Below are 26,566 nucleotides of genomic sequence, written 5' to 3'. Positions count from 1 at the left end.
GTTTAGATATAAGAGGTTCCTTGCCATTGGTAAGGGACCTTTTTTATTATATTTACTTTTATGATTGCGATTATAAATTGTAAGTTTTTTATTGATAAGATGCTGCTAAATAATCAGACCATCCTGATTCAGGAGGATGTTATCGTTGATGTGGGAAATGTTTCCCCACCAGAAGACGCGGAGGTTATAGATGCGAAAGGGTGCTTTGTTACACCGGGGCTTTTAGATCTTCAGATTTATGGAAGTGGAGGCAACCTATTTTCGGCCTACCCTACTGCTGAAACACTGGCTCAGATGGATGATGATCTTTCCAGTAAAGGAACTACAGGATTTCTTGCTTGTGTGGCTACTAATGCCCCCGAAATAGTAGCAGCATCTATTGCAGCGGCTAGAGCATATAGAAGGCATGCCAAAGGCTTCCTTGGTCTTCATCTGGAAGGGCCGTATCTAAATCCTAAGCGCAGGGGTGCTCATATCGAGGCTTATATAAAGAAGGCGACGCTTGAAGAAGTGAAACTGTTAATAGAAAGTGCAGAGGGGGTAGTCAAGATGATGACAATTGCTGCTGAACTTCAGGATGATGATGTGCTAGACTATTTGCAGCAACAGGATGTGGTGCTATCCCTTGGCCACAGCGACGCTACATTTGAGCAGGCTTCTTTGGCTTATAGTCGCGGTTTCAGTACAACTACCCACTTGTTCAATGCCATGCCTTCGATACACCACCGTGCGCCAAATTTGCCTGTCGCGGTATTAAATCATGATACTGCAATGGCCAGTATCATTGCGGACGGTCGGCACGTTGATTTCGAAATGGTTAAGCTTAGCCACCGGTTAATGGGTGAGCGGTTGTTTCTAATTACTGATGCAGTTACGACTTGTAATGTCGGACCTTATCAGCATCAGTTGAATGGAGATAAATTTATTACACCAGACGGTACACTATCGGGTTCAAACATTACGATGCTAAAAGCGGTTCAAAACTGTGTTTCGCACTGTGGTATTTCGTTGCCGGAGGCCTTGGCTATGGCAACAATAAATCCTGCCCGACTAATGGGGATAGAGGAAAAATATGGTAGTTTAAGTGTTGGGAGGATAGCTAACCTTTTGTTTTTAGATCAAAATTTAAGCTTGCAGAAGGTTTTTGTGAATGGCGCTGAACATTTGAGCACTATAAATTAAAACAAATAGCTATTTTTGAGGCCATGAAGTATAAACGGATCCTGTTAAAGTTAAGTGGCGAATCGCTGATGGGCGATAAGCAATACGGAATTGATAATGAGATGGTACGCAAGTACGCAGAAGACATCAAAGCTGTTCATGATAAAGGCCTCCAAATTGCAATTGTTATTGGTGGGGGGAACATCTTCAGAGGTCTTAGTGCTGAGAAATCAGGTATGGATCGTGCGCAAGCTGACTATATGGGAATGCTTGCTACCGTAATCAACAGTATGGCTTTACAGGATGCCCTTGAAAAAGTTGGGTTGAAGACAAGATTGCTTACCGCGATTAAGATGGAGCAAATTTGTGAACCCTTTATTCGTAGAAGAGCCGTTCGTCACTTAGAAAAAGGAAGAGTTGTGATCTTTGGTGCTGGAACTGGGAATCCGTATTTTACTACCGATTCGGCAGCTGCGTTGCGTGCAATTGAAATTAAAGCAGATGTTGTCTTAAAAGGAACTCGTGTAGATGGGATTTATACTGCAGATCCTGAGAAGAATCCATTGGCTACAAAATATAAAGAGATTTCCTTCAAGGAAGTGTACGATAAGAGCTTGAATGTAATGGATATGACTGCCTTTACGCTTTGTGAAGAGAACAAGCTTCCAATCATTGTGTTTGATATGAACAAGAGCGGAAACTTCATGAAAATCGCTAATGGCGAAGAAATCGGTACCTTAGTTAGATAAAATATTACAGCATATAGTATGAATGACCTCATAAAGAAACAGTTAGAAGATGCTCAAGCCGCTATGGATAGAGCTATTAATCATTGTGAATCGGAATTGACAAAAATCCGGGCCGGTAAGGCATCAGCAGGGATGCTCGATGGTATTATGGTTGATTATTATGGAAGCGCTACTGCCCTAAGCCAGGTAGCTAGCATTAATACTCCCGATGCCCGTACACTGCTTGTTCAACCTTGGGAAAAGTCGTTACTAGTGCCTATTGAGCGCGCGATAATGGAAGCGAACATCGGCATCAATCCTCAAAATGATGGTATAGTAATCAGATTGGTTGTTCCGCCGCTTACTGAAGAAAGAAGAAAAGATCTTGTGAAGAAAGTGAAAGAAGAAGCAGAAAGAGGTCGCATCACCGTACGTAACATCCGTAAGGATGCGAACGAAAAGATCAAAAAATTGAAAGGTGAGAGCGTTTCTGATGATGAAATCAAAACTGGTGAGGGAGAAGTTCAAAAGATTACTGATGCTTACATTATTAAGGTTGATAAACATTCTGAAGCAAAAGAGAAAGACGTGATGACCGTATAAACAGAAATCACCCACCTGATCTTCTATAACCGAATAACAAGTTAATGAAAATACTTTTTAGCTATTTAAAAAACTATAAGAGCCTAATCCTTCTGGCGCTTTTTCTTGCCGCAATCAATCAGATTTTTTCTTTCCTGGACCCGTACGTATTCCGTTTGATCATAGACAAGTACGTGACCAACTATAAGAGTTTTACTACTCAAGAGTTTATTAAGGGCGCAGGGGTATTGATTTTATTGGCTATGGGCGCTGCCATGGTTTCAAGAATTGCTAAAGCCTTTCAGGATTATTATGTAAACGTTATTACACAGCGACTGGGTGCAAAGATTTACTCAGATGGGCTCGCTCACTCGTTGGAATTGCCGTATCAGGTTTTCGAGGATCAAAGAAGTGGGGAGACCTTAGGTATTCTGCAAAAGGTAAGGACGGATGTAGAGAAGTTGGTTCAGGCAGTAATAAACGTGTTATTTACGAGTTTAATCGGGATAATATTCGTTACAGTGTATGCAATTACAGTTTACTGGGTGATTGCTGTGGTCTATTTCTCGTTCATCCCATTATTGGGAATCTTAAGTTCTCTGTTAAGTAAAAGGATTAAGGTCGTACAAAGAAGTATTGTTGATGAAACGACAGCGCTTGCTGGTTCTACTACAGAATCTCTTAGAAATATTGAATTGGTAAAGAGCTTGGGTTTGGCGCAACAAGAAATTGGACGTCTAAATACGACTACAACTAAAATTCTGGGCCTGGAGTTGAAAAAGGTGAAGTACATTAGGAGCTTAAGCTTTATCCAAGGAACTTTTGTGAACCTATTAAGGAATGGTCTGCTATTTCTGATGATGTACTTGATCTTCGCTGGTCGTATAAGCGTTGGGGAATTCTTCTCCCTTTTCATTTACTCCTTCTTTATTTTTGGTCCTTTGCAGGAGCTTGGAAACATTATTAATGTATATAGGGAAACAGAGATTTCGATAAGCAACTTTTCAAGAATCATGTCTATGCCTAAGGACAAGAAACCCGATCATCCTGTTCATGTAGATAAAATCACTAAGCTGGAGTTTGATCACGTAGGATTTAAGCACCAATCAGCTTCAACTAATGCGCTTAATGGTATTAGTTTCCATACCAATATAGGAGAAACCGTAGCGTTTGTAGGCCCTTCAGGCTCCGGCAAAACGACCCTTGTTAAATTACTGGTGGGCCTGTATAATGCTAAATCCGGTGACATTAAGTACAACGGTGTAAGTAGTAAAAATATTGACTTGGATCTTTTGAGAGAGAAAATAGGTTTCGTGACACAAGATACACAGTTGTTTTCAGGTACGATCCGGGAGAATCTTCAGTTTGTTAGACCAGGTGCCAGTGATGAAGAGTGTTTGAAAGTACTCAATCAGGCCGCTTGTCAGAACCTGCTTGCTAGAGCAGAAAAGGGTTTGGACACCGTTATTGGAGAAGGTGGTGTAAAGGTTTCTGGTGGTGAAAAGCAACGTTTATCTATTGCAAGAGCTTTGCTTCGTAATCCTGATATCCTGGTATTTGATGAGGCGACCTCCTCCTTGGATTCATTGACCGAGGAAGAAATTACTGCAACGATCAGAGATGTATCAGACTTGACGGATCATATCACCATTTTGATCGCGCATAGGTTGTCGACCATAAAGCATGCAGACAGGATTTATGTGCTGGAGAAAGGTAATGTGATAGAACAAGGTACACACGACGAGTTAGTGATTGGAAACGGCTTATACTACGCTATGTGGAGGCAACAGATTGGTGAGCGGGAGAGCGTTTAGTTAGGCTGTCTGCTCATTAATTTCCTGTAGGCTCAGTTTTGTAAGCTCTTTGGTCTTGAAGTAAGTGATTCCCGCAATGAGGATTGTCATGCTTCCACCAAATACAACTGCTGGCACTGTTCTCATCAGTTTAGCTGTTAACCCAGACTCGAAAGCACCGATTTCATTGGAAGAACCGATAAACATACTGTTAACCGCAGAGACACGCCCACGCATTTCATCAGGAGTTAGTAACTGCATGATGGTAGAGCGTATGATTACGCTGATGCTGTCGAATGCGCCTTCCATAAACAAGAAAAACAATGTGAGGTAAAAGCTTTTGGATAGTCCGTAACAGATGATGCTTGTTCCAAAACCAATCACAGCAATGATCAGGTTCCTCCAGGGTTTATTCATTGGCGAGAAGCGGGTCATGGCCAACATCGTAATTACTGCGCCGCTTGATGCAGCCGCACGCATAAATCCTAAGCCTTCTGAACCTACCTTTAATATGTCATTTGCAAACACAGGTAGGAGTGCAACAGCGCCACCGAAGAACACGGAGAAGAGGTCTAAGCTCATTGCACCCAGCATCATTTTACTTTTAAACACGAACTTAACGCCTTCGGTTAAACTGGTAACGATACTTTGTTTCGGGATAAAAGTCGGTTCATGTGGTTTCAAGAAGAAGATGCATATCAACGCAATCAGTATGAAGGTAACTATTACCACATAAGTTGCTGTGATTCCATAAAACCCATATATTAATCCACCTACCGCGGGTCCTAGTATAGATGCGGCCTGCCAACTCGAGCTGTTCCAGGTGCTAGAATTGGGATATAATTTTTTAGGGATGATTTGTGCCATCAGGGAAAAGGTAGCAGGACTAAAAAAGCCTCTAGCAATACCTATTCCGAACACCATCAGGTACATGATCGGGATGATTGAACTCGTTGGAACGTACACTTGCATTTGCTTGGTAGTCACGATGAGCATCACCAGTGAGCAAAGAAATACACCAGAAAAGATCTTTAACAGGAGCCCTCTTTTTTCTGATTTATCTGCCACATATCCTCCATATAGTGCAATGCTGATTGCCGGGATCGCTTCGCAAAGGCCGACGAAGCCAAGTGCCAATGGGTCTTTTGTCAGGTGATAGATGTGAAAGCCGATGATTACAGCTTGCATTTGGTAAGCGAATGTAAAGAAAAAACGCATGCCTAGATAGGATCTGAATTCGGGGTAACGAAGCGCCGCGTACGGATCTGGTTTTTCTATCGGGTCTATAGTATCCAATTTGCAGAGAATTTGCGCAAAGGTAGGTGATCAGTAAATCAGTTGCGAAGATAAGTTAAAATATGACTTTGTCGTAGAAGTCAAGGTATGCATCTCTCATGTTTTCAGCCTGGTTGATGGCTGAAGATGCTGCAACGCCAAATACACCAGTTGCCATTATAGCCTCTAAATCTTCTAGTTTAATACCTCCGACAGCTAAAAATGGCATTTTAATATTCTGATTTTTCAATATGATAACTGCATTTTCGTAACCTTCAATTCCCAATAAAGGAGCGTTGTTTGGTTTCGTTGTGGTCACTTTAAATGGACCAAAGCCGGCATAGTCGGCGCCTTCATTGGCAAGTCGGAGGAGACCATCAACGGTATTTGCAGATCCCCCAATAGTTACTGCCTCACCAAGTGTTGTTCTTAGCTCTGTGAAATCAGCATCCATATCTTCTATATGAAAACCCTGGATATCTGCTTTTCCATTCAGGTGAATGTGATCTGTAACGATCAGAGTAGCTCCCCAATCGTCACAGATTTCAGCAATCACATTGATGTCTTTTAGAAGGTCATCATCGCCTTTAGTTAAGCACCTGTATTGGATCCATTTGGCACCTGCCTCACAAGCAATTCTTGCTTGCTCTATGTGCGTGTGTTGTTCAATATCATGGGTGATAAACTGCAGCTTTTCAATGAACTTCTTCATGTATTTAGAATTTGATGTTAAGCGAAAGTAGGAAATTTGTTCCTGCCTGCGGGAAATAAAAGTTTTCTGCAGTCACTGTTCCCTGGTAGGCATAGCTATACGTATAACCATTACTCTCATACATTTTGTTGAACAGGTTGTTTACCAGCAATCCAAGGTTCAGATTTTTAACACCTTTAAAAGCGAAATCATAACCCAATCTGGCGTTGTTTACCCAATATGCGTCCAATTGGCGGCTGCTATTCTGGGTGTTGTCCATGTATTGTTTGCTCACATACTTGCTTTGGAAAGCCACCGCAAAACCTGTTAATGGTTTGTAAATAAGCTCCCCAAATAATACAGATGCTGGAGAGAAGGAGATGTCTGGGTTTTTGTAGTTTGTAGTAAGGAGATTGACCACATCGCCATTATCATCATACTCAGAGACATAGTCTACATAGTCTTTAATCTTGTTTTTGCTTAAGGCCGCATTGGCATTAATGGCGAACTTAGTGCTAATGGTATAAGATGCATCAAGCTCCAGACCTGCACGGTAACTTTTGTCTACATTCTGACGGTAAGCGTCGGCGAATTCATTGATCTCACCAGTGAAGATTAGTTGGTCTTTATAGAACATGCCATAAACGTTTGCTCCTATATTGAAGTCTTGATTCTTGAACCGATAACCCAATTCGACGTTATTCAAGCTTTCAGATTTTGGCAATAAGCCTGTTTTGATGTTGGTGAAATCGTCTCTGTTTGGCTCTTTATTCGCCACGCTAAATGAAGTGTAGATATTGCTCTGCTCATTTAAGGAATATGTTGCCCCAAACTTAGGATTGAAGAAATCATATTTGTTGTTAAAGGCTAGCGTCTTCAGGTTTTTATCCGTTCCGGAGATGTCATAGTTTACCCTTCTATACTGAACATCGCCGAATAGGGTCAGTTTCTCGACAGGACTGTAGTTTATTTTTCCGTAAATATTAAAGTCGTCTTTGTTTCCTATTCCATCATAATAATGACGGAAGTTGTCTCCTGTAGAAGCGTACTCTGCCCAGGTAATTTGTCCGAAATGCTTTCCTCTGTATTCATTGTATGCTCCGCCTAAAGTGAAGTTTACCGTTGATTGAGGATTATAATTTAAGGCAAAGGTGGTACCGTAGAAATCATTGTCTAACCAGCGCCTGCGCACCAGATTGGAACGGTTAATAGTTACGCCACCCTGAATAATATTTGGCAAGCCGTACTTGCTTAACCTGTCTTTATTTTTGTATTCTTCGAAATAGCCTTCACCATTTGTATAGTGTAAAGCGGCATTGAAAGATAACTGGTCGTTCAGCTGTCTTGCGTAAATCGCCTGATAGTGTGCTTGCTTATAGTTGTCGTTCTGATCTCTGTAGGTAAAGGAATTGTAAGTTCTGCTATTAGAAGTTAGCAGATGCTGGGCATCTGCTTCTTCCAGATAGTTTCTGTCGATGTAAGCCTGCATTTCTGCAGTGTTGCCATTTAGCCGGGATTCCGGAACACCATTCCATGCTTGGTAGGTCTGCTCTTTTCCCGCAAAGATGTTTACTCTCAACAGGTCGCTTTTGCCGTGGTAAGCACCGGATAGAAAGTAGGATTGAAGATCTGAAGCAGCACGATCGATGAAGCCATCTGATTTGATTCTAGACAAACGACCGTCAAAACTCCAAATGTTGTTAATTAAGCCTGTTCCAATTTTCAGGGTATTTTTCAACGTATTGAAAGAGCCGAAAGTATTGTTCAGCTCTGCGTAGGTATTCTCAGAAGGGGAAGCGGTTTGAATGTTTAAACTTCCACCAAAGGCACCGGCACCATTGGTAGATGTACCTACACCCCGTTGGAGCTGGATATTATCTACCGAAGAAGCAAAGTCGGGCATGTTTACCCAGTAGGTTCCCTGACTTTCACTATCGTTATACGGGATGCCGTTGATGGTCACGTTTACCCTGCTGGCATCACTACCTCTAATTCTGATTCCGGTATAGCCAACTCCCGCACCAGCATCTGAAGTTACGACAACACCGGGGGTGTTGTTTAAAATAAAGGGAAGGTCTTGTCCGAAGTTATTCTGCTCTAGCTCTGTCTTACCAATGTTTTTGTAGGTTGTGGGTGATTTCTCACTTGCTCTTGTAGCCCTAACGATCACCTCATCTGCGAGAAATGTGGAAGGTGACAATTCAAAGTCAAGCTTTTGATCTGCACTTAGGTTGATGGACTTTTTAAGGGATTGGTAACCTACATAGCTTAGCGTTAACATATAGTTACCTGCTTTTACATTGGTAAATCGATAGTTTCCGTCTGTGTTGGTTTTAGTTGTTTTACCGTTAAGTTTTACGGTTGCACCCGATAGGATGTTTGCGGATTTATCGGAAATTTTGCCCGATACGGAAAATTGCGCTAAGGACATCAGCGGCAGCATAAACACAGCAAATGCCATGATCATTAATCTTTTCATTGTTTCTTGTTAAGTAAAACCACTGTAAGTAAGGGGCACTTACAGCCCAGTTAAACTCCATAACTCCAATCCCTACACCGGCATTATCCGGATCAGGTTCATATATCCTCTCGAATATAATGGGTATGTTCTCAGCCTGTTTTTGTGTTTTCGTAAAAAAACAAGGCACCCCCCTTTTGATGTGGCAAAAGTATAGAATTTTTATTTAAAATCATCAACAGCCTTAATGGCATTCTCCAAACGGTTTTCAATGCCGCCTATGACTACATAATTTGCCTGAAGCAATTGTAGCTCTTTGTGCCATATGTCCATGAAATGTTCCCGCTTATGGGGAAAGTCTCTTAAGGGATCTTCCTGCCAGGGAAGGTCGATGTCCATCAACAGATACAGGTCGTAATTGTGAATTGGTAAGGCCTCCAATACGATTTCTGGAGTTTCGCCGAACACCTCATCGCTCCAGATCTTAACGGTAATAAAGGTAGTATCGCAAAATATGAGGTTTTTCTCTGCGATTGCTAAAATAGAATCTTCTAATGCGAGTTGCCCATGGAACATATTCACTTCATCCTGAAGATTGCAAGGTTCTTTAAGCGCTGCGCAATAATAGCGCGCATATTCAGGAACCCATAGCGTGTTGTAATGTTTAGCAAGTTGTTGAGTAATGGTAGATTTTCCGGTGCTTTCCGGACCAACAATAGCGATCTTTTTAATTTGTTTGCTCACGATAAGTTCTTCTCCATGCCAGGTAACCAACAGTTGCTATATAAACGTAAAGTGCATACATAAATGCTGTTGCATATAGGTCTTTTGATAAGTACACACCCACATATATGATGTCAACAAATATCCAGATCAACCAGTTTTGTAACACCTTTCTTGCTAAAAAAATTTGGGCGATCAAGCTGCAGGCGGTACAAAAGCTATCTATAAAGGGAAAGGATGCATCAGTATTTTTGTGTAGTATAAATCCAAGGATTGCAGTGAAAGAGATGATACCAATAGCAGACAATACAACTTCTTTTTTAGTGATCATACTGACGGATCTTTCCGCTGTTTGATTGTTCTTATTTTTACTCCAGAAGTACCAGCCATAGAAGTTCATTGCAAGGAAGTAAAACTGTAGGCCCATATCCGCGTACAGTTTAGACTCAAAAAAGATGAATATGTAGATCACTACACTAATAACCGCAATGGGCCAATTGTAAATGTTATTCTTGGCCGCAAGCCACACACATAATATGCCCGTGAAAACGCCGAACCATTCCAGTATGCCAGTTTGTATAAAGAATTGCTGAAAACTGTCAGACACGCTTTGAATCATGTTTCAAATGTAATCAACGGGAAGTTAATCGCAATAGCTGCCTAGTTAATCTTTTTGTCAAGTAGCGGTTTATTGTTGTGTTTTGGGTACTGAGGTAAAACTTAAGGAAGTTTTGATACTGACATCGGCAGTCGTGTTATTTCTCAGTACATATTCAAGTCTTAAGCTGATACTACTACCCTGAACATAGGTGTCTAGAAAACGGGAATTGTCAATGTCCAGAACAAGGTCTGAACCAATATTTTCCTGTACTTCTGTTCTGGATGCAACAAGGATTTCGCCGCTACTGCCACTATAGATGTATAGTTTAATGGATTTAAACATCCCCAGACTAGTATTAGTTGGATTGTATGCGGTTAATTTAGCTGATGCGATGCGAACATCTTTTATGTAATTGGTTCCATTTTGGTTACCAAATACCTGGTCAATGCTGGTTGCCGACGACTTAGCGGAGGTGGTGGTACTGGCCTTCGTTGATGCAGGGATGACGATTGTTGCAGTATAAGGAAAGGTTGATTTTATAATAGATTGAACTGTCGCACATCCTGAGATGGCGATGATTAATGCGATTAGTATTGGAAATGTTTTTCTCATGGAAACATTATTACAAATCTTGTTCCAATAGGACGCGGTTACTTGTATGTAAGCAGTTGGATGTATTTTTTGCTTTTTGAAAAAATACCTAATTTATAATGTTCAAAAGCTTAACTTTGCATCCCGACAGAAGAGTCGGTGATCTATACTAAAAGATCAGTGTATTCTCACAGGCAATTCCGTCTTTAAATAGATCATTTTATGCCAAAAGACACCTCCATACGCTCAGTATTAATTATCGGATCTGGACCAATTATCATTGGCCAAGCCTGTGAATTTGATTACGCAGGGTCGCAAGCCGCTTTATCTTTGAAAGAAGAAGGAATTGAAGTATCAATTATCAATTCGAATCCTGCAACGATCATGACAGACAAGGTGATAGCAGACCATGTTTATCTGAGACCGCTGACCGTTGATTCCATTGAGCAGATACTAATTGAAAGAAAAATTGATGCTGTTTTGCCTACTATGGGCGGACAAACTGCTTTAAATCTTTGCAAAGAGGCGGAAGAACGTGGTGTTTGGGAAAAGCACGGCGTGAGGGTAATTGGTGTTGATGTTGCGGCAATTGAGAAAACTGAGAATAGAGAAGCATTCCGTCAGCTGATGATTGACATAGGTATTGGCGTAGCTAATTCTAGGATTGCGAACTCTTTTCTTGAAGGTAAAGAAGCAGCACAAGAAATAGGATATCCTTTAGTCATTCGCCCATCTTATACCCTTGGTGGTTCAGGAGGTGGATTTGTTCATAAGAAAGAAGAGTTTGATCAGGCTTTGAAACGTGGTCTGGAAGCTTCTCCGACCCACGAGGTTTTGGTAGAACAGGCGGTTATAGGCTGGAAAGAGTTTGAGTTGGAGCTATTGAGAGACAACAATGACAACGTGATTATTATCTGTTCGATTGAGAATTTTGACCCAATGGGTATTCATACTGGAGATTCCATTACTGTAGCGCCTGCTATGACATTGTCAGATCGTTGTTATCAGGATATGCGTAATCAGGCTATTAAAATGATGCGTGCAATTGGTAATTTCGCTGGAGGTTGTAACGTTCAGTTCTCAGTAAACCCTGATAACGATGAGATCATTGCGATTGAGATTAACCCAAGGGTTTCTCGCTCATCAGCGTTAGCAAGTAAAGCAACGGGTTACCCGATTGCTAAAATTGCTTCAAAGCTAGCAATTGGTTATAATCTTGATGAGATAGAAAATCAAATTACCAAAACTACTTCTGCTTACTTCGAGCCTACTATTGATTATGTGATTGTAAAGGTGCCAAGATGGAACTTTGATAAGTTTAAAGGTGCCAACATGGAGCTGGGTCTGCAGATGAAATCTGTTGGCGAGGTGATGGCAATTGGTCGCAGTTTTATTGAAGCATTACAGAAAGCTTGTCAGAGTTTAGAGATTGGCAGAGCAGGTCTGGGTGCTGATGGAAAACACAATAGGAGCATTGATGAAATTATGTACGGCCTCGAGCATGCAAGTTGGAATCGTTTGTTTCTAATTAAGGATGCGATGAGCATGGGGGTGCCGTTAGAATCTATCCGTAAGGTAACGCGCATAGATAAATGGTTTCTTACGCAAATTCAAGAGCTTGTTTCATTAGAAACCGAGGTTAAACGTTATTCATTAAATAATATTCCAAAGGACTTTCTCTTTACCCTTAAGCAAAAAGGATTTTCTGATATTCAGATTGCTTACCTGTTGGGCAATGTGACGGAAGATGAAGTGTACGACCGAAGAAAATCTTTAGGGATAAGCAGGGTTTATAAAATGGTTGATACTTGTGCTGCAGAATTTGCTGCGCAGACCCCATATTTCTATTCAACGTTTGAGGAGGAGAATGAGTCTATTCCATCAGATAGAAAGAAAATCATAGTATTAGGCTCAGGCCCTAACCGAATTGGGCAAGGGATTGAATTTGATTACTCTTGTGTTCATGGTCTTTTGGCTGCTAAGGAAAGTGGTTTTGAGGCAATCATGATCAATTGTAACCCTGAGACGGTTTCTACGGATTTCAACATGGCAGACAAGTTATACTTCGAGCCCGTATTCTGGGAGCATGTTCGCGAAATCATTGAGCTTGAGAATCCTGTAGGGGTTATCGTTCAGCTTGGTGGACAAACGGCTTTAAAAATGGCAGAAAAGCTTCATGAAAGAGGAATCAAGATCATCGGTACTTCTTATAATGATATGGATGTTGCTGAAGATAGGGGCCGTTTCTCTGATCTGTTAAAAGAGCTGGGTATACCTTACCCCAGATATGGTGTAGCTGAAAACGCTGAAGAAGCAATTGTTGTAGCCAATCAAGTTGGTTACCCGGTGTTGGTTAGACCAAGCTATGTTCTAGGTGGACAAGGGATGAGCATTGTCATCAACGATGAGGATCTTGAAAAAGCGGTTGTAAAATTACTTGGTGACCTTCCTGGAAACAGGGTTTTGATTGATCATTTCCTTGATAGGGCAGAGGAGACTGAGTCTGACTCCATTTCTGATGGCGAAGATGTACACATCGTTGGTTTGATGGAACACATTGAGCCTGCAGGTATTCACTCAGGTGATTCATTTGCAGTTCTTCCACCGTTTAGCTTATCTGAAAAGGTAATCAACGACATGGAGACTTATTCTAAAAAGATCGCGAGAGCATTGAACGTTATTGGACTATTGAATATTCAGTTCGCTGTAAAAGATGAGAAAGTGTATGTGATTGAAGCGAATCCGAGAGCTTCAAGGACTGTTCCTTTCATTGCTAAAGCTTATGATGTTCCTTACATTAATATTGCGGCTAAAGTAATGTTAGGAGTGAATAAGCTGAAAGATTTCAATATTGTTAGGAAGCTAGAAGGTTATGCAATCAAGGAACCGGTATTCTCTTTTGATAAGTTTCCTGAAGTAATTAAGGAGCTTGGCCCTGAAATGAAGTCTACGGGAGAATCTATTAGATTTATCAAAGATCTGGAAGACCCATACTTTAGAAAGTTATATAAAGACAAATCGATGTATCTATCGAAATAGTTATTGAAAGTTCCGAAAGGAACTTTTTTTTTATTTCTTAGTCCAGATTCTTGTGTTGAGATCAAGTTCTGCAATAATGTTGTACATGAAACGGATTATTTGCAGGTCCTCTTCAAGAAATTTGCTATCCATTAAGCTTTTAAATACAGGTGGCTCAAAGTAGTCTTTTGACAAGGGAAATGCGATATAGAGGTACGATTCTGTAAATGATATGGAAACGGTATCTCTTGTTTTATTGTTTAACTCGCAGAGGCGTTCCATCATGCTGGGAGTGAGAATATATCTTGTTTCTACCTGATCAGTGGAATAGGTAACAAATGCTTCGCAAAAAGCAATATTTTCCAACTTTATTACCTCTTTTCCTGAACTGGAAAATATCGGGATCTTTTCGGATATCCATGCTCCGATTGCCGCAACTATGTCTTTTGGCCGAATTACGATAACGTAATTGAAATTCTTGTTAAAGTCTGCTTTAAATACAATTCCTTTAAGAATAGTGTGCCAATGCTCTTGTATGCCGTTTTTAGTTTGCGTAACCGTTTTGTATTCGGCATGCACCTCAGAAAATGAGAACCTGGTTTTTCCAGCAGTTCCATAAACTTGGTCTTGGGCTTCATACCGATCTGGGCACTGAGAAAAAAGTTGAGAATTAATGAAATCTGTTTCAGAAAGACCTTTATTGTATTCCAGTTCCATGGATTCATCAATAGTTTTTAGGGCTGTCCAATAACACGTTGTTTAAAATCGTGTCGGTAGTGGCTGAATTTATCACCGGCCTTTTTTGAGAAATACAGGCCTACCAACAAAATTATGCCACCGACGATGGCAGCGTAAATAACTAAGAATGACAGAGCAAATGCGATCAATACGACTCCAATGCCAACAAATATTAAAAAGTAACTTTTAATTCTCCCAGCGGAAACTTCCTTTCTCAGAGTTTCTAATTCGTTTAAAGTATCATGAAGTAATACATTTTTAACAACGGCGTCCATTAGCTATTGAAAAAGTCTTTTGCACTCACGTTTTTACGTTCCTCGTCTATGTTAGAAAACACATTAATTGGTTGATAGTTAAGAATGCCAGCTAACAGGCTTCCTGGAAGGACCATGATTGCATCGTTGTAGTCAGTCACCGAGGCATTGTAAGTTCTTCTAGCTGCAGCAATTTGTTCTTCGCTTTCTGTCCAAGTGCTTTAAAGGTTGTTAAAGTTCTGGTCAGCTTTCAAATCAGGGTAATTTTCCACGGTGAGCATTAGCCCTCTAACTCCAGAACTTACCTGCTTGTCTAACTCAATTTTTTCGTTAGTATTAAGACTCCTTGCAGTAGCCTGACTTCTGAGCTCAACGATTCTAGAGAGGGTAGCAGATTCATGCTGCATATATTGTTTTACGGTCTCGATCAGATTCGGTAGCAGATCGAAACGTTTTTTAAGCATGACATCGATGCTGGAAAATGCATTTGTTATCTGATTTTTTTTTCCAATCAAGGAGTTGTAAAAGCCTATTCCAATCAGAAATATTACACTGAGGACGATAATTGCGATGATCATAGATAATGAGTTTGATAAATGGTTCATACTAATATATTGAAATATTAGAAATCTACGAGTGTTGTGGCGGATTTTGTCAAAAAGACCCTGTTCCGGAGAGAACAGGGTCATCAATCAATATTAAAAGGAGAATCTCTCCAGTTAATTCAAAATTACAACTCCTTTTGCTTCAAATGTAAGTTCTTTTTTAGGGTTAGTGATTCTCGCGATTTCTTCTGTGGATTGATGGGCATCCTCAGCATAGTGACGTAAAGTTTCGGCTGAAATTATTTGTTTTTTTGCAATGCCATCAAGTGCTACTTTTTTTCCAACTATATCCATTGGCATGAAAAATCCATAATCTTTAAACGTGATGCGGATGGTCTCTCCTTGTGGCATTTTTAGCGACATCCAGCATCCTTTTTTCTTACATACTTCAACCACCTCTCCAGTAATTTGTAAATCGGCAGTTTTTTTATTACCCATCGCAGCTTCCATTTCTTCCACTGGGAGCTTCTTTCCTGGTTTAACACCTTCACCGAAAGTAGTTGGATTTACAGACTTTGTCTTTTGAGCAAATGAGCCAAAAGTGATTAGAAAGAAAGCAAGACTAAATATTATGGCTTTTAATTTCATTATATTGTAATTTAGGAGTATTAGATCATGTATTAACGAAACAAAAATATTTAAATTTCTATTAATTGGTATTGTTACGGCATAAAAAATCCTCGCCATCTTACGATAACGAGGATAATCATCCCTATTGTTAGTCGTCAATCATAAATGGCTGACAACGATAATATTAAGACAATCTATAAGCCATATATATTGTAGCATATTTATTTTTGCAACCTATTGATAAACAATTTGTTATATCTTATCTTTGTAGGACTAATCAATATGGTCTGTAGAAATAATTTCTCTTTTCGAGTAGTTTTGTTGCCTATTCTCCTTTAGTTTACCCAAACAGATCCGAAAAAACGTCATCGATTTTGTTAACTTCTTTTATTTCAATATTGAACTTTTGTCTGGAAAGAGCTTTCATATTAAAGGTGGAGATAAAAATCTTTTCGAATCCGAGCTTTTCAGCTTCTAAAATTCTTTGCTCAATTCGATTAACAGCCCTTACTTCACCTGAGAGCCCTACTTCGGCAGCAAAACATGTTTTTGAAGAGATGAATACCTCTTCATGGGAAGAAACAATCGCCGCGACAATTGCGAGGTCGATCGCAGGATCTTCCACTTTTATCCCACCCGCAATATTTAGAAATACGTCTCTTGTACTTAGCTTGAAACCGCATCGTTTTTCTAATACTGCCAGCAACATGTTCATCCGTTTGGTGTCGAAGCCATTTGCAGATCTCTGGGGTGTTCCGTAAGCTGCAGTACTGACCAATGCCTGGGTTTCGATTAACATAGGCCTTGAGCCTTCTAAAGTGGCAGATATCGCAATGCCACTTAATTCTTCTTCGCGTTGTGACAGGAGAATTTCTGAAGGATTGGATACTTGCCGAAGACCTGTGCCATCCATTGCGTATATTCCTAATTCAGCTGCCGCCCCAAACCTATTTTTTATAGACCTTAATATTCGATAAACATGATGCCTGTCGCCTTCAAATTGCAGAACGGTATCAACCATGTGCTCAAGGATTTTGGGCCCGGCAATGGTTCCATCTTTTGTAATATGTCCAATAAGAAATACCGGCGTGTCAGTTTCTTTCGCAAATTTTAGCAGTTCAGCAGCACATTCCCTAATTTGAGATACACTACCTGGTGTTGATTCAATATGAGCTGAGTGGAGTGTTTGAATGGAGTCTACTATTACCAAATCTGGCTCCAGCTCTTCTAGCTGTTTAAAGATATTTTGGGTAGATGTTTCTGTCAATATAAAACAGTCTGCCTTCGGATCAGTTGTTATCCGTTCTGCCCGCATCTTTATCTGATGTTCACTTTCTTCCCCGGAAATATAAATGATCCTCTTTCCGACAATATTTAAGGCTAGTTGCAACATTAGTGTGGACTTACCTATTCCAGGTTCACCCCCAATTAAGATTACTGAGCCGGCAACTAATCCTCCCCCAAGAACACGGTCTAATTCCATATCGCCGGTAAGCGTTCTTTCCTCTTTGGTGGAATGAATTTCTTCGAGTTTCGAGGGCTTATTAACCCGAAGTGAAGCTCCGACTGATTTCCAAGATGGGACTTTTGGGCTAGATTTCTCGACTAATTCTTCAACCAATGTGTTCCACTGGCCGCAAGAAGGACATTTACCTAACCATTTCGGAGACTCATATCCGCAACTTTGACAGAAATACGCTGATTTACTTTTAGCCAATTTATATGATGTTAATTGCCGTTTTGAGAAACTAATTTAGTTTTAAATTCCAATATAAAACTATATAAAAAGGCCTGATCTTGTATAAGATCAGGCCTAGCGATTGTTATTATTTACAACTTGATTTCTTCGTCCTTAGCCGAAAGAAAGTGAAACTCAGTAAGGTTATATGAAGAGACAGCGCGTATCTTAATTCTCTGGCCAAACTTGAAGAACCATTTCCATTGCAGAGAAATAATTCCTTTTTTAATAAACGCTTCGATGTAAGGGTGCACACAAAGCGTAATGTTTTTTTCATTTTGCTCCTGCAAAATATAGTTTAGATTGTTTTCAATGTCATCCATTAAAACAATACTAGCCTTTATTTCTCCCGTACCATCGCAAGTAGGGCATTTTTCACTTGTAACAATGTTCATTTCCGGTCTAACACGCTGGCGGGTAATTTGAACTAATCCAAATTTACTTGGCGGCAGTATGGTATGCTTGGCACGGTCTAAAAGCATGAGGTCCTTTAGATAGTCGAACAAAATTTTACGGTTAACAGGCTTATGCATATCGATAAAATCGATTACGACTATACCACCCATGTCTCGTAGCCTCAGCTGTCTGGCAATTTCTTTGGCGGCTTCTCTGTTTACTTGTAAAGCATTTTCTTCCTGATTCTCTTTACTTGCTGTTCTGTTACCACTATTTACATCAACAACATGCAAGGCTTCGGTATGCTCAACAACAAGATATGCTCCTCCAGCTAGATTTACCGTTTTACCAAAAGAGTTTTTGATTTGTTTTTCAATGCTGAAATGCTCGAAGATATGCTCTTTGTGCTTGTAAAGTTTCACAATTTTTTCCATCTCAGGAGAGATCTCGTGAACGTATGAACGAATGTCTTCAAAGAGATTCGGGTCGTTTACATAAACATTAGTAAAATCCGTACTTAAAATATCACGGATTAATGTGGATGTACGATCCATTTCTCCCCAAACACGTTTTGAGGGCTCAGCTTCGGGTAATTTTTTGATGAAACTTTCCCACTTAGCAACTGAATCCAAAAGGTCTTTTTGAAGCTCAGCAACACCTTTACTCTCAGAAACAGTTCTGATAATGACACCAAAGTTCTTAGGCTTAATACTTTCTATAATCTTTTTTAAGCGATTACGTTCCGTATTGCTTTTGATCTTTTTTGAAATGGATATTACATTTGAGAAGGGGACTAAGACAATGTAGCGACCTGCGATAGACAGATCAGAACTTAACCTTGGGCCTTTCGTTGAAATTGGCTCTTTGGCGATCTGAACAGGAAGCACTAGATTCTTACTTACTACTTCAGAAATTTTACCAGCTTTATTAATATCACCTTCTAATTTGAAATTATCCAATAAGGTGCCGTTAACAGAGCCATTACGCTTAATTTTCGTGAGCTTTATTAAAGACTGAACTTGTGGTCCCAGATCAAAATAATGCAAAAAAGCATCTTTTTCATAACCAACATCTACAAAAGCAGCATTCAGGCCGGGCATAATTTTTTTAATGCGGCCTAAATAAATATCGCCAACGGCGTAGTTGTTGTTGATCTGTTCCTTATGAAGTTCTACAAGTTGTTTGTCTTCAACTAAAGCGATGGTCACTCCCAGAGGAGAGGAATCTATAATTAGTTCTTTTACCAAAAGCTACAGAATTAAAGGCTTTTAACGCCTAATTAACACATGGACAAAAACACAAAAAACTATGCAATCAGGAATTAGGGATATAAATATTTATACCCCTAATTATTGATGCATTATACTAAGAAAAACTATTTTTTCTTATGTCTATTTTTTCTAAGACGTTTTTTACGTTTGTGAGTAGCCATTTTATGTCTCTTTCTTTTTTTACCACTTGGCATAGCTTTGAATTTTAAATATTTTTTATAAATCTGTTTATTAACGTTTACTTTTCAGTTCAATGATCTTATCATCAATGAACTTCGACAATGTAGGGTTGCCTGCAAGATTTTTACTTTTACCATAGGCGTCAATTGCTTCCTCGTTTCTGCTCAAATTCTCATAGGCCGTAGCAAGATAGAAATAAGCATCGGGTGATGGTTTAATGGCAATGATCTCATTGAAACGTGTAATTGCCTTGTCAAACTGTCCCGATTTAATTGCAAATGTGCCAAGACTCATGTTAGCCTTAAGGTTTTTTGGATCTTTCTTAACTACGTCCAGCAACATCGCTATACCTTGCATTGGCATTCCCATGCCATCCACTATAGTGATGCCTAATCCTGTTTTCGCATCAATACTTGAAGAATCAATCGCTAAGGCTTTTTTATAAGATGTATTAGCTCTTTGCAACAGCGCTGACTGTAAAACACTATCGCGCGTGTTGTCAAAAGCCTTTACGAACCTATCACCAGCGGCTAACCAATTTGTTATTGATCGTTCTTTGCCAGCAAGAATTTCCAAATATAAAGCACTAGGTACGTCCTGGTCAACCGAATCCCACTTCTTAGCAAGCGCTTTAGCCGCAAAGCCCTTTTCACTTTCAGATGCAGAGTTATAGACTTGTTCCAAACTAGTTATTTCTGTAGCTATATTACCTCCAAGCGAGTTTTTTGCAGCTGTAGAAACTTGTAAAAGATCAATATCGGCTGGTATTTCAGATTTCAATCCAGCTCTGACAGCAGGCCCTTTTGTCGTTTCTCCTTTTGGTTTCACTAAACCTTTAATATCACGTGTAAACAAAAAACCTATAAGTAGCATTACTGCTCCTATCGCTATTATTTGTTTTGAACGGATACTGTTTAGCATAATTGATTAAGCCTCTATGCTTACTATTTTAGAATTGCTTTTCACTTTGTCAACAAAAACTTTAGCTGGTTTAAAGCTTGGAACAAAATGCTCTGGAATAATTATTGCAGTGTTTTTAGAGATATTTCTAGCAGTTTTTTGTGCTCTCTTCTTAACAACAAAACTCCCAAAACCTCTTACATAAACATTCTGTCCACTGATCATGCTAGTCTTGATCACTTTAAAAAATGCTTCAACGGTTTCCTGTACATCTACTTTTTCAATTCCTGTTTTCGTTGATATTTCTGAAATAATATCTGCCTTAGTCATATTTTACTTTATTTAATTTATTGTGATTATTACTATTATAACTGATTTGGGGTTGCAAAAGTATTGCTTTTTAATGAGATAGGAAAATAAAAGATGATTTATTTGTTCGTCATATATCAGGATATTGCAAGTTTTGCTTAAAAACAATTTTATAACGTCGTATTTTTGTCCTTATGAGTTTTCAGCATGAAATCGTTAATTGGTATGCTATAAATAAACGTAATCTTCCTTGGCGAAATACTAAAGATCCTTACGTAATTTGGCTTTCGGAAGTTATTCTTCAGCAAACAAGAGTTGAGCAGGGACTACCCTATTTTCATGCCTTTCATGAGGCTTATCCTACTGTCGAAGATTTCGCAAATGCTAGTGAAACTGAGATCTTGAAGCTTTGGCAGGGTCTAGGATATTATTCGCGTGGCAGGAATATGTTATTTACCGCGAAGCAGGTGTTGGAACTTTACAACGGAATTTTTCCTTCTAACTATAGCGTTTTAATTCTTTTGAAAGGTATAGGGGACTATACTGCTGCGGCAATCTCGTCTTTTTCATCTGATGAAAAGAAGGCGGTTCTAGATGGTAATGTGTTCCGCGTGTTAGCTCGGTATTTTGGAATCTCTACGCCGATAAACACTACGAATGGTAAAAAGGAATTTGGAAACCTCGCCCAACAGCTGATCGAAGGACAGCTACCTTCACTCTATAATCAAGCCATTATGGAATTTGGAGCATTGCAATGCAAGCCGAAGTCTCCGTCGTGTCCAAATTGTCCTCTGCAATCAGGCTGTGTAGCCAATAATCGCGAACTAGTGAATGTGCTTCCTGTAAAAGTTAAAAAGTTAGTGAAACGAATTCGATATTTTAATTATTTTGTAGCAACACAACAAGACAATATTTTAATTCATCAGAGAACTGAAGGAGATATTTGGCAACAAATGTTTGACTTTCCACTTATCGAAACAACTACCCCATACGATGAACTTTGGTCAACTTTTCTCGATGAAGCCAAATTGATTTTTGGAGAAAAGGTAAAACTAACTCACCTATTGCATAAAAAGCATTTATTGACGCACCAAACTATATATGTTGATTTTTTTGCTTTAGATAATTATATAGTTAACTTTAGTAAGGTTGCAGCCGTCAAATGGGTGTCATTCCATGATTTCGAACAATTACCCCAGCCAAAGGTTATAGCTAATTTTATGGACTTTTATCAAACTAACCAATTATAAACTACAATTCATGTCAGGTATTAACAAAGTTATTTTAGTAGGCCATTTAGGTAAGGATCCAGAAGTCAGGCATTTGGATGGAGGTGTAACAGTCGCCAGTTTTCCTTTAGCCACCTCAGAGACTTACAATAAGGACGGTAAGCGGGTTGAGCAAACGGAATGGCATAACATTGTCTTATGGAGAGGTCTTGCAGAGGTGGCGTCAAAGTATTTGCAGAAAGGGAAACTCGTTTACATAGAAGGCAAGCTTAGGACTCGCTCATTCGAGGATAGAGAAAAAGTAAAAAAATATGTGACAGAAGTAGTTGCAGAAAACTTCACAATTTTAGGAAGGAAAAGCGATTTCGAGAACACACCTGTAACGACAGATAACAGCACCCCAAAAAGTGAAGGTGATTATCTGGATGTTGATCCTTCCGGAGACCTACCTTTTTAATACAAAAAGGCTCATGTTTGCGACATGAGCCTTTCTTTAAATAACCAATCCGAAACTATTCTACCGTAACAGACTTCGCTAAATTTCTCGGTTGATCCACATTACATCCTCTCATTACAGCAATATGATAAGAAAGTAACTGAAGTGGGATTGTCGCCAGCAATGGTAAAAACGCTTCGCTTGCATCCGGGATCTCAATACAGTAATCAACCATTTTTCTAACGTCAACATCACCTTCAGTGACGATTGCCAGCACAATACCTTTTCTGGCTTTAACTTCCTGAATATTGCTGATCACCTTTTCGTAGGAAGAGTTTTTAGTCGCTATAACTACTACAGGCATCTCTTCGTCAATCAAAGCAATTGGGCCATGTTTCATTTCAGCAGCAGGGTATCCTTCAGCGTGAATGTAAGAAATCTCTTTTAGCTTTAAGGCGCCTTCCAAGGCAACTGGGAATCCGCTTCCTCTTCCTAAAAACAAGCAATTACGTGAATCCTTGAACTTAGCCGCGATCTCTTTAATTAACAAATCAGACTCAAGGGCCTTTTCTATTTTCGATGGAATATTGTCTAATTCAGTTAACAATTCAGCAAGTTTGGAAGTAGTTACAGTTCCTCTTTGTTGTGCTAAATGGAATGCGATAAGGGTCAGTACAGTAACCTGGGCGGTAAATGCTTTAGTGGATGCAACACCAATCTCGGGGCCTGCATGCGTATACACTCCAGCGTGAGTTGTTCTTGGAATAGATGACCCAACAACGTTACATACACCAAATATAGTTGCTCCCTTTTCTTTCGCCATCTCGATAGCAGCTATAGTATCTGCCGTTTCACCAGATTGAGATATCGCGATTACAACATCCTTCTCAGTTATAATAGGGTTTCTATACCTAAATTCAGAAGCATATTCTACTTCCACAGGGATTCTCGCGTATTCTTCGATAAGATATTCACCAACCAGACCCGCATGCCAAGAAGTACCACATGCTACAATAATTATCCTGTCAACATTTTTCAACTTATGTGCATACTCACTAATTCCACCTAATTGTACACGGCCTTCGTTAGGATAAATCCTGCCTCTTAAACAGTCGCGGACAGATCTCGGCTGCTCGTTGATCTCTTTAAGCATAAAGTGTTCATAGCCACCTTTTTCCAGCATCTCTAGCTTTAGTTCGAGCTCTTGTATATAAGGCGTCTGAACCACGTTATCTAACCTTTTTATTAAGAGGTCATCCCTTTTGATAAAAGCGATCTCGTTATCATTTAGGTAGATAACATTCTTTGTATATTCAACTATCGGTGTTGCGTCTGATGCTATAAAATACTCTCCTTCACCAACACCGATCACCATTGGACTACCTTTTCTTGCTGCGATAAGCTGGTCTGGCTGATCTTCATCCATCACAACTATTGCATAAGCACCGTTAACTTCCTTAAGTGCCAGTCTTACCGCTTCTAAAAGGTCATTTCCTTCACTTTTGTAAATCTCTTCTATCAAATGTATTAAAACCTCGGTGTCCGTGTCGCTTTTAAACTCATGACCTCTTAATACCAATTCTTCTTTTATGGTAGCATAATTCTCGATGATGCCGTTATGTATAATGCTAAGCTTACCATTTCCAGAAGTATGGGGATGAGAGTTTCTATCTGACGGAGCGCCATGAGTTGCCCATCTTGTATGGCCAATTCCAATTGTGCCGCCTAGATTTTTATCCTCTGCAAAGCCTTCAAGTTCAGAAACCTTCCCAGCCTTTTTATATATATTTAAATTATTGTGGTCAATAAGTGCAATTCCTGCACTATCGTATCCTCTGTATTCAAGTCGTTTTAGTCCTTTAATAATCAACGGCCAAGCTTCTCTGTGGCCTATGTAGCCAACTATTCCACACATATATTATTAGGTTAAAAAAAATAATCCTCCGAAATTAAGAACTCTCGGAGGATATAAATGTATAGTAATTTAAATTATCTAGTTAACTTTTGTGTAATAGATGTTCAGCTTAATTGCGCTATTGCCAGAGCTTGGGTTTGTGGTATTAATTACAGATCTTCCAGCAGTGAGTATAGACGGAGTTAGCGTGGTTGCATCGAAACTTGAAACTGATAAGAATGTTCCAAAGTCTTCAGTATCCCCATCTATCAAATTTTGAAGATAACTTGTCAGAACAAAAAGGTATCGTTTTTTTGATACGTCATAAAAGCCGTTTATTGCTCGATCAGCACCTACATATTTCGGATTGGTGTTATTGGTCGGTGTAGAGTAATCTATAAGGTTTAATCGGTTTCCGGCAATGTCATTTCTATAAAGAATAAGCTTTCTCGCCGGGGTATAAGGCAGAACATCTGTACCATTAGCTACATTCACTACGAGTTCTGCACGATTAATAATAATTCTTGATGCAGTATTTCCAGCCTTTACAGAGTTAACAAAAGCAGTAAGATCAGGGAAAGAGATCTTGTTTCTTAATCCCGAAAGGCCTTGTAAGTAAGTTACATTGTAAGGTGTAGCTGGATTAGGCGCGGATAATTGTGTTTGAACTGGAGTGCCAGTATAATCGTGTTTGATGTTTGCAGCAATGGGGCCGCTCGAGATAGAAATAGGGAAACTTACCCCAACCGTATCCTTACTTACCGAGTTGGTAATGTTCTTTTTATAGTAAAGTTGCAAATTCGCATTTGATCCTGCAAAATCTAAAAGAATAATACCACCCTTACCTGTAGATGTTGCCTTGTCTACGCTTATTCTTAATCCTTTGAAAGCAGCTCCGAACCTAGAGTTTTTAGCACGCGTTACCGAGTCAAGTGACAGGATTCGAGTTTGAATAAAGGTATTGTCAAGCTTAATCCTAATCTCCGGAACAATTGTTCTTATACTATCTGGCTTTCCAACTACAATATCAGTCACTTTAACATTAGTGTTGGGCATAATCTTAGCTGTAAAAGTACCTATAACGGGCGTTTCCACTGCAAATTCCCGGTTTGTTTGAAAGTTATTTTGTAAACTAATATCGTCTTTCAATTGATGTACCCTAAAGCTATACACTGAAGTTGCAGTATCGCCATAGAACTCATTTACTATTTTTGCAGTCACAGCGTCTGTAATCCTGCTGTAAGGAAGAACCAGGACAGCTGAGTCAATGATTGGATTGGTTCCAAAACTATATCCGTTCGATGGCAAGGAAACAGCAAATGCAAGATTTGCTTCTGTGTTTCCAAAAATTGGATCACCATTTATGTAGCCCAAAGGTTGTCTGCCCTGTGATACGGTACTGGTCTCATCATCTTTGATAGTAACTGATTTAACGGCCACGCTACTATTTAAAACTCCTTTAATTGCTAGGCTGGGATCGAGTTCAAAACCGATTGTATTAGCGTCTTTGCATGACGACAAAAGAAAAAGACCTATCAACAGGGTCAATAAGTCTAGTTTTATAAATTTCATATTTTAGTACCTGAGTTTTATGCTATTGAAACCAATTCTTCAGTCGAGATTTCTTCGTATAAATTGTAGAAGTTCTCGAAATTGTCGGTTAAATTAAAAGCTAAAGTTGGTTTATTAGAATCTTTAACAAATTTTAACACATCAGAATTAAGGTTTTCATCAGCTAAAACGACTGCGTCAGAGTAAGTTATAGCTCCGATATGTAGTGAATTACAATCTGCTTTTTCGAATACTTTTGTATCCTCAACAGTCATAGAATTCATCACTGCTTTTTTATAGAGATCCGTATTCATTGTTTCTGTAAAGCAGTCTTCATATACAGAATATACTACTTTAGAATTTTTGAAAGTTGGATCGTTCTTGTAGGTAGTTTTAATGTAAGCAGGAACTAAGGATGTCATCCAGCCATGGCAATGAACAATGTCTGGAGACCAGCCAAGTTTTTTAACGGTTTCCAAGGCACCTTTGCAAAAGAAAATAGTTCTTTCATCGTTATCTGCATAGAACTTATTGTCTTTATCTCTAAAAACATATTTGCGCTGAAAATAGTCCTCATTATCCAGAAAATATACTTGCATACGAGCAGCTGGAATTGAGGCAACCTTAATTATTAATGGATTGTCATTATCGTTGATGATAATGTTCATTCCAGAAAGGCGAATCACCTCATGTAACCTATTCCTTCGCTCGTTAATATTACCAAATCTTGGCATAAGAATGCGGATCTCAAATCCTTTATCCTGCATTGCCTGTGGTAACTGACGGGTAATTTCTGAAATCTTTGTGAGTTCAAGGAAAGGCGACATCTCGTGTGTAACAATCAGTAGCTTCGTTTTTGCCATCTCCATATTCG

Annotated in this window: 22 protein-coding genes and 1 pseudogene; 7 read left to right on the top strand and 16 right to left on the bottom strand. The window is 39.4% G+C overall.

Annotated features, from left to right (window positions below):
- Window positions 1-60: 60 nt before the first annotated feature.
- Genes nagA through ACHFIZ_RS02250 form a run of 4 tightly spaced genes read left to right on the top strand, consistent with a single transcriptional unit; the run spans window position 61 to window position 4,285 of the window.
- Window positions 61-1,182 carry an N-acetylglucosamine-6-phosphate deacetylase gene (nagA, locus tag ACHFIZ_RS02265; protein WP_410882448.1) on the top strand — a complete coding sequence of 374 codons (1,122 nt, stop codon included), beginning with the start codon at window positions 61-63 and terminating at the stop codon, window positions 1,180-1,182.
- Window positions 1,183-1,205: 23 nt separating this feature from the next.
- Complete coding sequence (gene pyrH, locus ACHFIZ_RS02260; protein WP_410882446.1) at window positions 1,206-1,910, top strand: UMP kinase; 705 nt, start codon at window positions 1,206-1,208, stop codon at window positions 1,908-1,910.
- 18 nt (window positions 1,911-1,928) lie between these two features.
- Window positions 1,929-2,492: a ribosome recycling factor gene (gene frr, locus ACHFIZ_RS02255; protein WP_410882444.1), complete on the top strand. Its 564-nt coding sequence runs from the start codon at window positions 1,929-1,931 to the stop codon at window positions 2,490-2,492.
- Window positions 2,493-2,536: 44 nt separating this feature from the next.
- Complete coding sequence (locus ACHFIZ_RS02250; protein WP_410882442.1) at window positions 2,537-4,285, top strand: ABC transporter ATP-binding protein; 1,749 nt, start codon at window positions 2,537-2,539, stop codon at window positions 4,283-4,285.
- Here ACHFIZ_RS02250 and ACHFIZ_RS02245 read toward each other — a convergent pair whose 3' ends face one another.
- The 6 genes from ACHFIZ_RS02245 to ACHFIZ_RS02220 form a co-directional block, all read right to left on the bottom strand.
- The gene (locus ACHFIZ_RS02245) at window positions 4,286-5,560 is read right to left on the bottom strand and encodes an MFS transporter (protein ID WP_410882440.1); all 1,275 of its coding nucleotides are present in this window, start codon (window positions 5,558-5,560) and stop codon (window positions 4,286-4,288) included.
- Between the two features lie 55 nt (window positions 5,561-5,615).
- Window positions 5,616-6,251, bottom strand: coding sequence for a thiamine phosphate synthase (locus ACHFIZ_RS02240; RefSeq protein ID WP_410882438.1), 636 nt, complete (start codon window positions 6,249-6,251; stop codon window positions 5,616-5,618).
- A gap of 4 nt (window positions 6,252-6,255) precedes the next feature.
- Window positions 6,256-8,709, bottom strand: coding sequence for a TonB-dependent receptor (locus ACHFIZ_RS02235; protein WP_410882436.1), 2,454 nt, complete (start codon window positions 8,707-8,709; stop codon window positions 6,256-6,258).
- A gap of 201 nt (window positions 8,710-8,910) precedes the next feature.
- Entirely contained in the window at window positions 8,911-9,432 is a 522-nt protein-coding gene (locus ACHFIZ_RS02230) for an AAA family ATPase (RefSeq protein WP_410882434.1), read from the bottom strand.
- The gene (gene pnuC / locus ACHFIZ_RS02225; RefSeq protein WP_410882432.1) at window positions 9,416-10,030 is read right to left on the bottom strand and encodes a nicotinamide riboside transporter PnuC; all 615 of its coding nucleotides are present in this window, start codon (window positions 10,028-10,030) and stop codon (window positions 9,416-9,418) included. Before pnuC ends, ACHFIZ_RS02230 begins: the two co-directional genes overlap by 17 nt.
- 69 nt (window positions 10,031-10,099) lie before the next feature.
- Window positions 10,100-10,624 (bottom strand): hypothetical protein, encoded by a 525-nt coding sequence (locus ACHFIZ_RS02220; protein ID WP_410882430.1) that lies wholly within the window; start codon window positions 10,622-10,624, stop codon window positions 10,100-10,102.
- Window positions 10,625-10,825: 201 nt separating this feature from the next.
- Here ACHFIZ_RS02220 and carB point away from each other — a divergent pair, with 201 nt between their 5' ends.
- Entirely contained in the window at window positions 10,826-13,642 is a 2,817-nt protein-coding gene (carB, locus tag ACHFIZ_RS02215) for a carbamoyl-phosphate synthase large subunit (RefSeq protein ID WP_410882428.1), read from the top strand.
- Window positions 13,643-13,672: 30 nt separating this feature from the next.
- Here carB and ACHFIZ_RS02210 read toward each other — a convergent pair whose 3' ends face one another.
- The 7 genes and pseudogenes from ACHFIZ_RS02210 to ACHFIZ_RS02180 all read right to left on the bottom strand — a co-directional run bounded on the left by ACHFIZ_RS02210 (window position 13,673) and on the right by ACHFIZ_RS02180 (window position 20,603).
- Window positions 13,673-14,338 carry a DUF3137 domain-containing protein gene (locus ACHFIZ_RS02210; RefSeq protein ID WP_410882426.1) on the bottom strand — a complete coding sequence of 222 codons (666 nt, stop codon included), beginning with the start codon at window positions 14,336-14,338 and terminating at the stop codon, window positions 13,673-13,675.
- Between the two features lie 295 nt (window positions 14,339-14,633).
- Window positions 14,634-15,191: pseudogene (locus ACHFIZ_RS02205) on the bottom strand (LemA family protein).
- A 141-nt stretch (window positions 15,192-15,332) separates the two neighbouring features.
- Window positions 15,333-15,806, bottom strand: coding sequence for a DUF4920 domain-containing protein (locus ACHFIZ_RS02200; protein WP_410882424.1), 474 nt, complete (start codon window positions 15,804-15,806; stop codon window positions 15,333-15,335).
- 322 nt (window positions 15,807-16,128) lie between these two features.
- Window positions 16,129-17,505 carry a DNA repair protein RadA gene (radA, locus tag ACHFIZ_RS02195; RefSeq protein ID WP_410882422.1) on the bottom strand — a complete coding sequence of 459 codons (1,377 nt, stop codon included), beginning with the start codon at window positions 17,503-17,505 and terminating at the stop codon, window positions 16,129-16,131.
- 113 nt (window positions 17,506-17,618) lie between these two features.
- Window positions 17,619-19,169: an Rne/Rng family ribonuclease gene (locus tag ACHFIZ_RS02190; RefSeq protein WP_410882420.1), complete on the bottom strand. Its 1,551-nt coding sequence runs from the start codon at window positions 19,167-19,169 to the stop codon at window positions 17,619-17,621.
- Between the two features lie 255 nt (window positions 19,170-19,424).
- Complete coding sequence (locus tag ACHFIZ_RS02185; protein ID WP_410882418.1) at window positions 19,425-20,294, bottom strand: tetratricopeptide repeat protein; 870 nt, start codon at window positions 20,292-20,294, stop codon at window positions 19,425-19,427.
- A gap of 6 nt (window positions 20,295-20,300) precedes the next feature.
- Entirely contained in the window at window positions 20,301-20,603 is a 303-nt protein-coding gene (locus ACHFIZ_RS02180) for an HU family DNA-binding protein (RefSeq protein ID WP_410882416.1), read from the bottom strand.
- A 173-nt stretch (window positions 20,604-20,776) separates the two neighbouring features.
- On the opposite strand from ACHFIZ_RS02180, the gene mutY reads away from it, so the two are divergent.
- Window positions 20,777-21,832 carry an A/G-specific adenine glycosylase gene (mutY, locus tag ACHFIZ_RS02175; RefSeq protein WP_410882414.1) on the top strand — a complete coding sequence of 352 codons (1,056 nt, stop codon included), beginning with the start codon at window positions 20,777-20,779 and terminating at the stop codon, window positions 21,830-21,832.
- A 10-nt stretch (window positions 21,833-21,842) separates the two neighbouring features.
- A complete protein-coding gene (locus tag ACHFIZ_RS02170; protein WP_410882412.1) occupies window positions 21,843-22,268 on the top strand; it encodes a single-stranded DNA-binding protein in 426 nt (141 codons plus the stop codon).
- 55 nt (window positions 22,269-22,323) lie between these two features.
- Here the strand turns inward: ACHFIZ_RS02170 and glmS are convergent, their stop codons facing one another.
- The 3 genes from glmS to ACHFIZ_RS02155 all read right to left on the bottom strand — a co-directional run bounded on the left by glmS (window position 22,324) and on the right by ACHFIZ_RS02155 (window position 26,555).
- Window positions 22,324-24,162 (bottom strand): glutamine--fructose-6-phosphate transaminase (isomerizing), encoded by a 1,839-nt coding sequence (gene glmS, locus ACHFIZ_RS02165; protein WP_410882410.1) that lies wholly within the window; start codon window positions 24,160-24,162, stop codon window positions 22,324-22,326.
- 78 nt (window positions 24,163-24,240) lie between these two features.
- A complete protein-coding gene (locus ACHFIZ_RS02160) occupies window positions 24,241-25,713 on the bottom strand; it encodes a DUF4270 domain-containing protein (RefSeq protein ID WP_410882408.1) in 1,473 nt (490 codons plus the stop codon).
- 17 nt (window positions 25,714-25,730) lie between these two features.
- Window positions 25,731-26,555, bottom strand: coding sequence for a glycogen/starch synthase (locus ACHFIZ_RS02155; RefSeq protein ID WP_410882406.1), 825 nt, complete (start codon window positions 26,553-26,555; stop codon window positions 25,731-25,733).
- Window positions 26,556-26,566 lie beyond the last annotated feature (11 nt).

Source organism: Pedobacter sp. JCM 36344, assembly GCF_046546555.1.
In the GTDB taxonomy this organism is placed as follows: domain Bacteria; phylum Bacteroidota; class Bacteroidia; order Sphingobacteriales; family Sphingobacteriaceae; genus Pedobacter.
The sequence above is the reverse complement of the archived record's forward strand: the minus strand, read 5'-3'. Positions and strand labels throughout refer to the sequence as shown.